Source organism: Azonexus sp. (assembly GCF_041909095.1).
In the GTDB taxonomy this organism is placed as follows: domain Bacteria; phylum Pseudomonadota; class Gammaproteobacteria; order Burkholderiales; family Rhodocyclaceae; genus Azonexus.
This window is the reverse complement of sequence record NZ_JAYREB010000007.1, coordinates 23,154-35,630: the sequence shown is the minus strand read 5'-3', so window position 1 is coordinate 35,630 and position 12,477 is coordinate 23,154. Positions and strand designations below refer to the sequence as shown.

Annotated in this window: 15 protein-coding genes; 7 read left to right on the top strand and 8 right to left on the bottom strand. The window is 66.0% G+C overall.

Annotated elements, in window-relative coordinates; all coding sequences use genetic code 11:
* Positions 1-3 precede the first annotated feature (3 nt).
* Both ACE3OV_RS13325 and ACE3OV_RS13320 read left to right on the top strand, forming a co-directional pair.
* The gene (locus tag ACE3OV_RS13325) at positions 4-246 is read left to right on the top strand and encodes a VOC family protein (RefSeq protein ID WP_374327755.1); all 243 of its coding nucleotides are present in this window, start codon (positions 4-6) and stop codon (positions 244-246) included.
* 39 nt (positions 247-285) lie between these two features.
* On the top strand, positions 286-429 hold the full coding sequence (locus ACE3OV_RS13320) for a hypothetical protein (protein WP_374327754.1): 144 nt from the start codon (positions 286-288) through the stop codon (positions 427-429).
* On the opposite strand, the gene ACE3OV_RS13315 is transcribed toward ACE3OV_RS13320, so the two are convergent.
* Both ACE3OV_RS13315 and ACE3OV_RS13310 read right to left on the bottom strand, forming a co-directional pair.
* The gene (locus ACE3OV_RS13315) at positions 426-602 is read right to left on the bottom strand and encodes a hypothetical protein (protein WP_374327753.1); all 177 of its coding nucleotides are present in this window, start codon (positions 600-602) and stop codon (positions 426-428) included. The genes ACE3OV_RS13320 and ACE3OV_RS13315 overlap by 4 nt on opposite strands.
* On the bottom strand, positions 595-1,086 hold the full coding sequence (locus ACE3OV_RS13310; protein ID WP_374327752.1) for a helix-turn-helix domain-containing protein: 492 nt from the start codon (positions 1,084-1,086) through the stop codon (positions 595-597). The genes ACE3OV_RS13315 and ACE3OV_RS13310 overlap by 8 nt, the downstream gene beginning before the upstream one ends.
* 158 nt (positions 1,087-1,244) lie before the next feature.
* Here ACE3OV_RS13310 and ACE3OV_RS13305 point away from each other — a divergent pair, with 158 nt between their 5' ends.
* Positions 1,245-1,922, top strand: coding sequence for an NUDIX domain-containing protein (locus ACE3OV_RS13305; protein WP_374327751.1), 678 nt, complete (start codon positions 1,245-1,247; stop codon positions 1,920-1,922).
* Positions 1,923-1,931: 9 nt separating this feature from the next.
* On the opposite strand, the gene yaaA is transcribed toward ACE3OV_RS13305, so the two are convergent.
* A complete protein-coding gene (yaaA, locus tag ACE3OV_RS13300; protein ID WP_374327750.1) occupies positions 1,932-2,705 on the bottom strand; it encodes a peroxide stress protein YaaA in 774 nt (257 codons plus the stop codon).
* Between the two features lie 108 nt (positions 2,706-2,813).
* On the opposite strand from yaaA, the gene ACE3OV_RS13295 reads away from it, so the two are divergent.
* Genes ACE3OV_RS13295 through ACE3OV_RS13280 form a run of 4 tightly spaced genes read left to right on the top strand, consistent with a single transcriptional unit; the run spans position 2,814 to position 6,702 of the window.
* Positions 2,814-3,815 carry an AAA family ATPase gene (locus tag ACE3OV_RS13295; protein ID WP_374327748.1) on the top strand — a complete coding sequence of 334 codons (1,002 nt, stop codon included), beginning with the start codon at positions 2,814-2,816 and terminating at the stop codon, positions 3,813-3,815.
* Between the two features lie 30 nt (positions 3,816-3,845).
* Positions 3,846-5,018 carry a DUF2863 family protein gene (locus ACE3OV_RS13290; RefSeq protein WP_374327747.1) on the top strand — a complete coding sequence of 391 codons (1,173 nt, stop codon included), beginning with the start codon at positions 3,846-3,848 and terminating at the stop codon, positions 5,016-5,018.
* The gene (bioA, locus tag ACE3OV_RS13285) at positions 5,018-6,358 is read left to right on the top strand and encodes an adenosylmethionine--8-amino-7-oxononanoate transaminase (RefSeq protein WP_374327746.1); all 1,341 of its coding nucleotides are present in this window, start codon (positions 5,018-5,020) and stop codon (positions 6,356-6,358) included. The genes ACE3OV_RS13290 and bioA overlap by 1 nt, the downstream gene beginning before the upstream one ends.
* A complete protein-coding gene (locus tag ACE3OV_RS13280; RefSeq protein ID WP_374327744.1) occupies positions 6,355-6,702 on the top strand; it encodes a GlpM family protein in 348 nt (115 codons plus the stop codon). The genes bioA and ACE3OV_RS13280 overlap by 4 nt, the downstream gene beginning before the upstream one ends.
* A gap of 12 nt (positions 6,703-6,714) precedes the next feature.
* Here ACE3OV_RS13280 and ACE3OV_RS13275 read toward each other — a convergent pair whose 3' ends face one another.
* The 5 genes from ACE3OV_RS13275 to ACE3OV_RS13255 form a co-directional block, all read right to left on the bottom strand.
* Positions 6,715-7,812 carry an HD-GYP domain-containing protein gene (locus ACE3OV_RS13275; RefSeq protein WP_374327743.1) on the bottom strand — a complete coding sequence of 366 codons (1,098 nt, stop codon included), beginning with the start codon at positions 7,810-7,812 and terminating at the stop codon, positions 6,715-6,717.
* Complete coding sequence (locus tag ACE3OV_RS13270) at positions 7,809-9,428, bottom strand: methyl-accepting chemotaxis protein (protein ID WP_374327742.1); 1,620 nt, start codon at positions 9,426-9,428, stop codon at positions 7,809-7,811. The genes ACE3OV_RS13275 and ACE3OV_RS13270 overlap by 4 nt, the downstream gene beginning before the upstream one ends.
* A gap of 75 nt (positions 9,429-9,503) precedes the next feature.
* A complete protein-coding gene (locus tag ACE3OV_RS13265) occupies positions 9,504-10,121 on the bottom strand; it encodes a response regulator (protein WP_374327741.1) in 618 nt (205 codons plus the stop codon).
* A complete protein-coding gene (locus ACE3OV_RS13260) occupies positions 10,108-10,518 on the bottom strand; it encodes a response regulator (protein WP_374327740.1) in 411 nt (136 codons plus the stop codon). Before ACE3OV_RS13260 ends, ACE3OV_RS13265 begins: the two co-directional genes overlap by 14 nt.
* Positions 10,515-12,416 carry a PAS domain S-box protein gene (locus tag ACE3OV_RS13255; protein ID WP_374327739.1) on the bottom strand — a complete coding sequence of 634 codons (1,902 nt, stop codon included), beginning with the start codon at positions 12,414-12,416 and terminating at the stop codon, positions 10,515-10,517. Before ACE3OV_RS13255 ends, ACE3OV_RS13260 begins: the two co-directional genes overlap by 4 nt.
* Positions 12,417-12,477: the final 61 nt, after the last annotated feature.

Below are 12,477 nucleotides of genomic sequence, written 5' to 3'. Positions count from 1 at the left end.
ACCATGAAATTCGGCCACACCATCGCCTACGTGCAGGACGTCAAGGCGTCGCTGGCCTTCTTCGAGCGGGCGTTCGGGCTGAAGACGAGCTTCCTCGACGAAGTCGCCGGCTACGGCGAACTGGATACCGGTTCGACCGCGCTGGCTTTTGCCTCGCACGCGCTGATGGCTGACTTGCTGCCCGGCGGCTATGTTACCGACCATGAAAGCGCCCGGCCGCTGGGCGTCGAGATCGGCTCGCCCTGATGGGCGGACCGCCTGCTGCTGCGCCAGCCGGTCAAACGGGTGCTGAAAACCGCCCTCCTCGGCATCTGCGCGCCAGCCTGTCGCTTTGAAATGCTGTCGCTGTACCAGGCCGAGAAGCTGTCCACCGGGCAGGTCGAGGCTTTCCGCGGGCGCATCCGGCGGGCGCTGGGCAGGTGGGTTTAGCGGCGTTCGCTACGCTGCCCCAAGCCGCGTATCCGCTGCCACACCACGGCTTTCGGCTGATTCATCGCCATCGCCGTGCCGCCGCCGAACAGGCAATGCCTGTCGCGCAGGTGCTGCGCGTCCAGCGCCAGCAGGATTTGCGCAATACGCCGATGATGCGGCCGCTCAAACATTGCGGCGTGCTCCTCCCAAAGCCAGGCGCAGGGCGTTAAGCAACTGTTGTTCGCGCGGTTCCAGCGCGTCGCTGCCGAGGTGGCGGGCGTTGCGCTCGTAAATATCGAAGGCTTCCAGCGGTGTCAGTTCGTCAGTGCCCTGCACCTGCCAGGCGAGCAGCTTGAGTTGCGGGTAATCGGCGAGGCGGATGCGTGCCGGAATCCAGCCCTGATGATTGGCCTCGCCTCCCGTCTTGTTCGCCGCGGCGGGATCAAGCAGCGCCGGCGTCAGGCCGAGGGCGAGCATGGCGTTGAGATAGGCGCCCATGGTGACTGAGGGTTCGCCGTTTTCGATCCGGTGCAGCGTCACCCGCGACATGCCGGCAGACTCGGCGGCAGCGGTGGCATTGACGCCCAAGGCTTTGCGCCGGGCGCGAATCTGCTTGCCGAGTTCGGCAAGTCGGGACTGGGCAGCAAGCGTGAGTTTGGGAGCGGCGGCGGGCATAGTGTTTCCCATTATTTGCAAAATCGACGTTTTGTCAATAATGGGAAACATATTTCATTTTCTGCGGATACTCGATTGCCTTCTGACACAAGCGCAGCACACGCCTTGCCATACCCTTTCGCGTTAACATGCGTTTTCTCTTTCCATTCCCCGCCCCCATGAACGACATCATCTGCACCGTCGACGTCGTCCTGATGACGCTGAAGGATAGCCGCCTGCACGTGGCGCTGCTGAAGCGCGACCATGCGCCGTTTGCCGGCCTGCCGGCGTTGCCCGGCGGCTACATCCGGGCGGCCGAGGATAGCGATACGCAGGCGGCGGCGGCGCGCATGTTGCGGGAGAAGACGGGCATCGACAGCCCTTACCTGGAGCAGTTGGCGACCTTTTCCGGGCGGACGCGCGATCCGCGCGGCTGGTCGCTGTCGGTGGCATATTACGCGCTGGTGCCGCATGCGCTGATCGAGCGCGCCGGCCATCCGGCGGTGACACTGCTGCCGGTCGACCGGGCGGACGAGCTACCGTTCGACCACGCGCGCATCATCGCAGCGGCGGTGCAGCGGGTGCGCAACAAGAGCAGCTATTCGTCGCTGCCGGTTTACCTGTGCGGCGACAGCTTCACGCTGCCGCAACTGCAGGCGGTCTATGAGGCGATTCTCGGCGAGCCGATCAACAAGGTCAGCTTCCGGCGCAAGATCGAAGCGCTGGACATGGTCGAGCCGCTGGCCGGCGCGATGGAAACCGGCAAGGCGCACCGCCCGGCGCAGTTGTACCGGCTGCGCGAATGCTACGCCCGCAACCTGTCGCTGACCGACCGGGCGCTCAACGCGAAGGGCTGAACGGCCTGATCAATCCTGCCGGCGGCGGAACACCCAGGTCGTCGCGTCGGAAGCTTCCGGTGCGAAGGCGTAGCCGTCGCTGTTGAAGTCTTTCAGACCAGCCGGGTCGGTCAGCCGGTTGAGCACCGCGTACCGCGTCATCAGGCCGCGCGCGCGTTTGGCGTAGAAGCTGATGATCTTGTACTTGCCGTTCTTCCAGTCTTCAAACACCGGCTGGATCAGCTCGCCCTTGAACTTGCGGCCGATGGCAGCCTTGAAATATTCCTCGGAGGCGAGGTTGACGGCAACCGGGTGCGGCATCGCGTCGAGTTCGGCGTTGATCGCGTCGAGCAGCGTCTCGCCCCAGAAGGCGTAGAGGTCCTTGCCGGCCGCGTTCTTGAATTTGGTCCCCATTTCCAGCCGGTAGGGCTGCATCAGGTCGAGCGGCCTGAGGATGCCGTAGAGGCCGGAGAGGATGCGCACGTGCTGCTGGGCGAAATCGAGGTCGTCGGCACTCAGGGTCTTTGCCGCCAGGCCATCGTAAACATCGCCGTCGAAGGTGAGCACGGCCGGCTTGGCGTTGTCCGGCGTAAACGGCAGCGACCAGTCGGCGTAGCGGTTGAAGTTGAGCAGCGCGAGTTGATCGGACAAATCCATCAAATTGGCGATGTCGGCCGGCGACAGCGCGCGCAACTGCTCGATCAGCGTCTGCGAACGGTCGAGGAAGGCGGGCTGGGTGCAGGTGGCGACGTGCGGCGGCGTGGTCGTGTCGAGGGATTTGGCCGGGGAAAGGAAGATCAGCACGGTCGGAGGCTCGCTCGTTGAACAATTACCCGATCTTACCGGAAGCAGCGCGGCATCCGCTCCGCCATCTGCTACATTGAACCCCCTTTCCCCGTTCGGAAATGCCGCATGAAACCCCGCGAAATCACCGCTTTCCTGGATCGCTACGTGATCGGCCAGACCGACGCCAAGCAGACGCTGGCCGTCGCCGTCTATACCCACTACCGCAAGCTCGCGCTGGCCGGCGGTGACGACAGCGGGCTGGCGCAGACCAAGAGCAACGTGCTGCTGATCGGCCCTACCGGCACCGGCAAGACGCTGCTCTGCCAGACACTGGCGCGCGGCCTCAAGCTGCCCTTCGTCACCGCCGACGCCACCGCCCTGTCGCAGTCGCGCTACGTCGGCGACGAACTGACGGCGCTGATGCTGCGCCTGCTCGAACAGGCCGGCGGCGACCCGCAGCACGCCGGGCGCGGCATCGTCTTCATCGACGAGATCGACAAGCTGGCCAACCCGGACGAGCCGGAACGCGCCGGCGCTGGCCGCGCCGTGCAGCATGCGCTGCTCAAGATCATGGAAGGCAGCCTGATCCACCTGCCCGGCGGCGTCACCATCGACACCCGGCAGACCCTGTTCATCTGCGGCGGCGCCTTCGTCGGCCTCGACGCGATCATGGCCGGCCGCACTTCCTACGGCTTCATCGGCACCTCGGATAGCGACGACGGCCGCATCATCGAACGCCTGAACAGCCGCATCAAGCCGACCGACCTCTTCGCCTACGGCCTGATCCCGGAATTCACCGGCCGCCTGCCGATCATCGCCCGCCTCGCCGCGCTCGGCCGCGAGGATTTCGTGCGCATCATGCAGGAGCCCGCCGACAGCCTCTACCGCCAGTTCCGCGAACTGTTCCGCCAGGAAGGCGCCGAACTCGTCATCGACCCGCCGGTGTTTGCCCAGATCGCCGAGCTGGCGCTCGAATACAAGGTCGGCGCACGCAGCCTGCGCGGCATCTTCGAGGAGCTGATGACGCCGGTGCTGTACGCGCTGCCCGACGAAGCGCCGGGCAGCAAAATCCATTTCCATTCGCTGTTCAGCGCACCGGAAAAGACGGCAGCCGGCCAAGGCGGGTAAAATCCCTCCTTTGCCCTTTCTGGAAAACCGATGAAACGATCCCGCTTCGGCGCCCGCGACCGCCTGTCGCGCGACGCCGCCGAACTGCAGCGCCTGGCCAGCGGCCTTTCCGAATCCGGCGGCAAGCTCGAGGATGCCTACTGGGAAGCCCAGCTTGCCGGCGTCGTCGACGAACTGCTGAAGAACGGCGCCGAGGACGACATCAACATCGCCCTCGACCGCCTGTTCGAAGCCAACCCGAGCGCCCACGACGAACTCGCCGACATGGTCGAGTCGCGCGCCGAGACGACGCGCCTGGAAGTCGACGGCGCAGCCTGGGAAATCCTGCTCTTCGCGGCGCCGATACTGGCCTGGTCGCGCTTTTCGATCGCCGCCTGCCCGCTGCCCAAGAGCACGCTGCAGACGCTCGCCGTACAGCTCGGCGCGCATGTCTTCGCCGCCGGCAACAAGCTGGCGCTGGCCGATTTCCTGTTCAGCCCGGACCAGTTACCGCGCAGCTTCTGCGACACCTGGCAACTGACCCGCGAACTCGGCCAGGCGGCACTGGCCGGCGAGAACCTGACGGTCGATAGCGCCCACCTGCCGGAAACCAACCGCTTCCTCGCCGACGTCCGCTACCTGATCGGCGCCATCGCCGTGCCGCGCGGCGGCGCGCTGTTCCGCTGGAACGAGAAGGACGGCGACAAGGAAGACGCGCTGCGTGAATGGACGCGCCAGGGCGGCCCCAGCCTGGAGCCGCTGTTCGCCGGCTGCGCCTGGCAGCCGCTGCTCGCCGACGCCTACCACGCCGCCTGCCGCAACGCCGACCGCGGCTCGCGCCCGTACTCGGTGAAGGCGTCGATCGCCTTCCTGCAGACCACGCTCGGCCTGATGCCCGACGCCATCCGCGCCGTCATCGGCCCCTGCTACGACCGCCGCATGGAGGAATACCGCGTCGGCCTCGGTCCCAAGGACGGCGACGCCGTCTACCACGGCATCGTCTGGCCGCTGCTCGGCGGCGAGGACGAGAGCACCGACTGCGCCGGCGAGATCGAAGCGGCACTGCGCGAAGCCGGGGTCAAGGAAGTGCGCTTCCTCGACCACCACTTCCCGATGGAGTTCTGCGACGACTGCGGCGCGCCGATGTTCCCCAACATCGACGGCGAACTGGTGCACGCCGAAATGCCGGAACAGCCGTCGAGCAGCTCGCAGCACCTGCACTGATGCGCGGCAACGCCGACTGGCTGGCGCGCAGCCAGGCTGCCGTCTGGCACCCATGCACGCAGATGCGCCACCACGCCGACACGGCGTCGCCGGCACATCTGCCGCTGGTGCCCGTCGCCCGCGGCGAGGGGCCGTGGCTGTATGACTTCGACGGCAAGCGCTACCTCGACGGGATCAGCTCGTGGTGGACCAACCTGTTCGGCCACGCCGAGCCGCGCATCAACGCGGCGCTGCGCGAGCAACTGGAGACGCTCGAACACGTGATGCTGGCCGGCTTCACGCACCAGCCGGTGGTCGAACTCTCCGAGCGTTTGAGTGCGTTGACCGGTGGCGCGCTCGGCCACGCCTTCTACGCGTCCGACGGCGCTTCGGCGACCGAGATCGCGCTGAAGATGAGCTTCCACTACTGGCGCAACGTCGGCCGCCCCGAGAAGGCGGAATTCCTCTGCCTCGCCGGCAGCTACCACGGCGAAACCGTCGGCGCGCTGGCGGTCACCGACGTCGCCATCTTCAAGGATGCCTACGCGCCGCTGGTGCGCCACGCCGCGCATGTGCTGCCGTCGCCTGATTTCCGTCTGGCCGAGCCGGGCGAAACCCCGGCCGACGTCGCCCGTCGCGCCGCCGCCGGTCTTGCCGACTGGCTGGAGAAGAACGGCGAGCGCACCGCTGCGCTGATCGTCGAACCGCTGGTGCAAGGCGCCGCCGGCATGGCGATGTCCGACCCGGAATACCTGCGCTTGGCCCGCCAGTTGTGCGACCAGTACGAAGTGCACCTGATCTGCGACGAAATCGCCGTCGGCTGTGGCCGCACCGGCACTTTCTTCGCCCATGAGCAGGCGAACATCCGCCCCGACCTGATGTGCCTGTCGAAAGGCATTTCCGGCGGCTACCTGCCGCTGTCGGTGGTGCTGTGCAGCGACACCATCTACAGCGCTTTCCTCGACGATTCAGTGGCGCGCGCCTTCCTGCACTCGCATTCCTACACCGGCAACCCGCTCGCCTGCCGGGCGGCGCTGGCGACGCTGGACATTTTCGAGAGCGATGACGTGCTGGCCGCCAACCGCGCCAAGGCGCAAAAAATCGGCGCCGCGCTGGCGCCGCTGGCTGCGCATCCGCAAGTCGCCCACCTGCGCCAGCGCGGCATGATCGCCGCCTTCGACGTGCTCACTGCCGACCCGCATTTCTCGCGCCGTTTCTACCGCGCCGCGCTCGACGCCGGTGCGCTGCTGCGGCCGATCGGCAACACCGTCTACCTGATGCCGCCCTATGTCGTCGGCGACGAGGAAATCGCGCTACTTGGCCGCGTCGCCGGGCAGGCGCTGGAGAGTGCCCTGCGATGACCGGCCTGTTCCTGAAATCCCTGCTCGGCGCTGCCGCCGTGCTGATCATCGCCCTGCTCTCGCGCTCGAAGAGCTTCTACATCGCCGGCCTGGTGCCGTTGTTTCCGACCTTCGCCCTGATCGCCCACGCCATCGTCGGCGCCGAGCGCGGCCCGGCCGACCTGCGCACCACGGCGCTGTTCGGCCTGTGGTCGCTGCTTCCCTACGCTATCTACCTGCTCGCCGTGTATTGGCTGAGTACCCGCCTGGCGCTGGCGCCGACGCTGATCGCTGCGACCCTGGCCTGGGTTGTCGCAGCGGCGGCGCTGCTCTTCGTCTGGATGCGCGTGTACGGCAACGCCTGAGCCGGCGCGCCGTCAGCGGTTCCAGCAAGCCGGCAGCAGCTTGCGCACCGGCCCGACCTTTTCCAGCGGCAACAGACCGATGATGGCGTTTTCCTCGTTGCGGCTGTCGCGCATCACCGCCCGGTACATCGGCCGGCCATGGCGGTCGGCGATGGCGGCGATCACCGGATGGCGGATTTCCCCCGGCGTCGGCCGGATCGACACTGCCGTCTCGTTGGAAGCGAGCCGCAGCACCGAGCCCGGCGGATAAAGCCCGAGTTCGTTGACCAGATGACTGACCAGTCCCTGATCGTACTTGCCCTGTGGGTCGGCATACAGGTCGGCAAGCGCGTTTCCGGCCTCGATCCGCTCGCGGTAAGGGCGATGCCGCAGCATCGCCGAGAAGCTGTCGGCCAGGCTCATGACCCGGCTCGGCAGGTCCAGCTGATCGGCACACAGGCCAGCGTAGCCGCTGCCATCCAGACGTTCGTGGTGCTCGGCCACCACCTTCAGCCACAGCCCATCATCAACCCCCACCGTCCGCAACAGGGCAACGCCCTTGCTGCAATGTTCGCGGATCAGCCGGCGCGCCGAATCGGATAGGCACTCGCTGGCCTCGACCCGCGCCCGGTCGCCGAGCAAGCCGAGGTCGTGGGTCAGCGCGGCACAGACCAGGCTGATCCGCTCGCCACCGTTAAGCCTGGCCAGCAATCCGAGCAGCGCGCAAACCTGGGCGGCAACGATGTGGTGCAGCACGTCATAGCGGTGGTGGATGTCGAGATGCATCGCCGCGAAGGCTGCGTGGGCGTCCTCGTCGACCAGTTCGACAAGATCGCGGGCCAATGCCCGCACGCGTGCTACCCAGGCCGCATCGGCAACGCCCGGACGATGATCTTCCTCGATCCGCGCCAGGCGTTCGGCCAATTTCTGCGTACGCTCGAACACACTGCCCGACAGTTGCTGCCGGCGTTGCGCCACGCGCTGTGCATTTTCCAGCAGATAGAGGCGGGTTGCCTCGCTGCCGACAAGACTGCCCCGAGTCAGCAGAAGGGTGCCGTCGCGGGTAAACACATCGAATGGCAGCTTGGCGCCAACGGCAAGGTCTGTTGGCAGGATGGCGGTGAATTTCATGTTGCGTCTCCGCCCAGGTGGAACTTGCCGACCACGTCGCGCAAACCGTCGGCGTGCACCTCCAGCGCGCGCACCGAGGCCACCACGCCCGCCACGGCGGCGCTGTTGCGCGCGGCCATGGCGGCGATCTGCTCGATGTTGGCCGAGGCCGAGAGGCTGGCCGCCTGCTGCTCGGCCGTCGCCTCGCCGATCTGGTCGACGCCGGCGTCGACGTCGCGGATTCCCGCGGCGGTCTTTTCGAGCACCGAGGCCACGCTGTCGACATCGGACTGACTGCGGTCCAGATGCTGCAGGCCGCGTTCGATCGCCGTCATCACCGTCGCCGACTGCTGGGCGATTTGCTGCGTCACCTGATCGATGGCGCTGGCCGAACTGCCGGATTTCTCGGCCAGCTTGCGCACCTCGTCGGCGACCACGGCAAAGCCCCGCCCCTGATCGCCGGCGCGCGCCGCCTCGATCGCCGCGTTGAGGGCCAGCAGGTTGGTCTGCTCGGCGATGTCCTTGACCTGGCGGGTCATGTCGTTGATCGAGCGGGTACTGGCGACGAACTGGCCGACCGAGGCGACGATGCCTTCGACGGCCTGCCTGACGTCGCCCATCGAGGTGAGCAGCGACGCCAGGTTGGCGCCGCCACGCCGGGCATCGTCGAGATTGCTTTGCGACTGGCAGCGCACCCGGTCGGCAACGGCGGCGATCGATGCGACACCGGCCGCCACTTCCTCAACCGCCGACGTCGTTTCCAGCGAACGCGCCTGCTGCCCCTGCGAAGCTTCGGCCACCTCGCCGGCGATGCTCGCCAGACTGCCGGTGGCCAGACGGACCTCGCCGGCGGTCCGGGAAATCTGCCGGACCAGGCCGGCGAACTTGTCCATCATCAGGTTGAAGGCCTGCGATGCCTGCCCGACTTCGTCGTTCTTGCCGACCGGCAAGCGGTGTTCGAGATCGCCTTCGCCGCTGGCAATCAGGCTCAGCCCGGTAGTCATCGCCGCCAGCGGCTGCGCGACGAAGATGCGGATGAAGAAGAAGACGAGCAGGAACATGCCACCGCAGAGGACAAGGCCAGCCAGCGCCAGCTTGGTCCGCTGCGCGCTGATGGCGTCGCCAACCTTGGCCAGCGACACCTTCATGCTGACCACGCCGAGCACGGTGCCCTCCGGCACCTGGTGGCAGGCGATGCAGTCCTTGCCCAGGTAGTTGCTGCTGGCCAGAGCGGGCCTGACGATGTGCAGGTACTCGCCGTTCGCATCCTCCGCCACGCGGTCGTACGCCTGCCCACTGCGCATCACTTCGGCGATCACCGGATCGCTGGCCTGCTCGCCGGCGTTGCCGGGGCCGAACATCCGGCTCACCGCCTCGCCACGCGTCACCTGCAGTTCGCGGACGCTGTCGAGCTGCTTGATCTGATCGAGAAACACCTCGCGCTGCCCCACCGTGCCGGTGATCATCATGCCGGTCAGGCCGGCCAGCGTCATTTCGTGGATGCTGTGCGCGAAATCGCGTGCCTGATCGAGCGCCGCCGACCGGTTCTCGGCGTTCTCCCAGGCGATCATCGCGCTCAGCGAAAGAAGCAGGGCAACGGTGATGGCAGCAGTGAGCCGGGCGGCGATGGTTTTCATGATCGTTTTCCTTGTATTAATTGTTTTCGTCGTTTTTGGGCGTACTGCCGCCTGCTGCCTTGCTCCGCCGACTGGTCAGGCGACGGCGGACAGCAGGTGGCGCTCCACCGCGCTGTTCATCAGCTCATGCAATTGTTCAAGATTGACCGGTTTGTGCAGCACCAGCACGTCATCCGGCAAGCCGCCCTGGGCAACGATGTCGGCGTCGCTCAGGCCGGAGACGACGATGATCTGCACCTTGGCCGTGGCCGGGAACTGGCGCAGCGCCCGGATCATCTGGAAGCCGTCCATTTCCGGCATGCTGAGGTCGGTAACGATCAGATCGGGGATTTCGTAACCAATGCGCAGCAGGGCTTCGTAACCGTTCTCGCAGAAACTGGCGCTCACCGGCAGCCGCCATTTGCGGAAGAAACCAGCGTATAGCTCGACCATCACCCGCTCGTCTTCGACGACCAGCACGCGCAACGCGTTCGCCGCAGCGCTGGCGGCGCTTCTGGTTGTTTCCGGCTTACGCTTGCCAACCCCCTCTTCGAGCAAGCGATCGACCGAGTTGATCATCACGCGGCGATGCCCGCCGGGCGTCTTCCAGGCCTCCAGCGCCCCGGTCTCGACCCAGGACTGGACAGTGCTCAAGGCAACCCCGAGGCGCTTGGCGGCTTCAGTGGTGGAACAGGTGTCCTTAGGGCTGAACATGGTGGTTTTCCCGGTTTCCGTGACAAAGTCCGATGTTAGCAAAAAGGGCCAGCAATTCACCGGGGGCATAGGGTTTGTCCAGCCGCCCGGCATAGTTGAGCCCCGCCTTGACGGCATATAGCACGGCGGTCTGAACGCAGACGTCGACAAAACCACTGGAGATGATGATCGCCGCCTGTGACGAGCGCTGCTTCAGCGCCCACAGCACTTCGTTGCCGTCCATGCCGGGCATGGTCAGATCGAGGACGATGACGTCAGGCTGGCGATCCAGTGCCTGATCGATCGTCCCCGGATCGCCGGCCTCGATCCAGTCAAAGCCGGCTCGTTCGGCAAGACCGCCGACCAGCTTGCGGATTGCCGGATCGTCGTCGATGCTGAGCAACAGCTGGCGCTTCATGGTGTCGCTCCCGGCGCCTGACCGGCGCGTACCACCGGCAGGTGGAGTTCGATCGTGGTGCCGCGTCCCGGCGCGCTATCGATCACCAGGCGACCGCCGGCCTGCCGGCAGAAGCCGTCAACCATGGCCAGGCCAAGGCCGGTACCTTGCCCCGGCGGCTTGGTGGTAAAAAACGCCTCGGTGGCGCGGGCGATCACCGCCGGTGGCATACCCTCCCCTTCATCGCTGACGCTGACGACGACCTGCCCCCCGGCGGACGAATCGCCGGTGGCGATCACCAAGCTGCCGCCACGCGGCATGGCATCACGCGCGTTCACCGCAAGGTTGATCAATGCGTTGTTGAAGGCATTCTCGTCGATCAACACCGTCGACGACTGCGCCCGCAACTCGACGCTGAACGCGATGCGCTTGCCGACCGTCTGCCGGATCAGCGATTCCAGCGCTCTGATCAACTGATTGACGTCGCGCTCGGCCAGCCTGGATTCACCCCGTCGGACGAAAGTCGCCAGCGAACTGACCAGGGCAGCACCGTGACGTGCAGCCGACATCGCGTTATCGAGATGCGAACGTGAATGCGCCGGCACCTCGTCGGCAATCAGATAGAGACTGCCGAGAATCAGATGCAGCAGGTTATTGAAATCGTGCGCCAGGCCGCCCGCCATCTGGCCGACCCCTTCCATTTTCTGGGCTTCGAGGAGAATCTGCTCGGCCCGCACGCTTTCCGTGAGATCGCGGATGAAACCCGCGTAACGCACCTCCCCCTGCAGGCTGAGCGCGGTCAGCCAGAGTTCGACGGTGACCCGGCTGCCATCCTGGCGCCGCATTTCGGTGCGATGGGCGCTGCCAACCAGACGCGAGAATTCGCCGCGGCGACAGACCGCCAGTTCCAGTTGCGCCTCGCGTGCCCGTTCTGCATCGAAGACCGTGGCGATGAACTCCCGCCCAACGACCTTCTTCGCCGGCCAACCCAGTATCCGCTCCGCCTGCTTGCCCCAGTCGACAATCCGGAAGTGCTCGTCGAGCGCGACGAAGGCGTCGGCCGAAGCATTGATGATGCCGGCGTGCAGCAGCGCCCGGTAGCGGGATTCGGTGATGTCCTCCTTGACCGCCACGTAATGGGTGATGACCCCGGCCGGATCGCGGACCGGGCTGATCGTGATTTCCTCCCAGTACTCCTCGCCATTCTTGTGCCGGTTGCAGACCTGGCCACGCCAGGTTTCGCCGGCGCCGATGGTCCGCCACAAAGCGGCATAGGTCGCGTCGGAGATGCGACCGGACTTGAGCAGGCGCGGATTGCGGCCCAGCACCTCGCCGGCAGCGTAGCCGGTCATTTGTTCGAAACCCTGGTTGACGTATTCGATCTCGCCCGCCGCGTTGGTGATCATGATCCCGGAGCGGCTCTGCGAGATTGCCGTATCGAGGAGCTTGCCGGTGCGTTCCAGGGCATGGCGAACGGTAATGTCCTCGTGCGAGACCAGGACGAACTGCTCGGCATCGAGGCGGAAGGGAATCAGCCAGAGCTTGAACCAGCGGTCCCGGCTCGGATCGCCGGGATGCGGGCAAAGGTACTCATGGATGAACTCCCGCCCCGAGCGGCCGGCAAGGATGTCCTCCAGGGCGCGGCTGACGCACTGCGCATCCGCATCCTCCGCGGCGACGGCCGGCCGGCAAATTGCCAGATAGTTCTGGCCGATGCCGAAATTGCATTGGGAGAGCCGATTCTGCGCCGCGTACTCTATCCAGCGTCCGTTGACGCACAGGATGTCGCCCCGTCCGTCAAGAATGGCTACGTGACCCGGCAAGGCGTCAAGCGCCGCCTTCAGGATCGCCAGTTGCCGGCTGTCAGTCAGTGATTCAACTGCGAAACTGCTGACTTCGCGATGTAGCACGCTGCCCATGTTTCCCTCCGCAAGGCACGATCAATGGCCTTTACGCCAATCATAGCCAACCCCCGGAAGG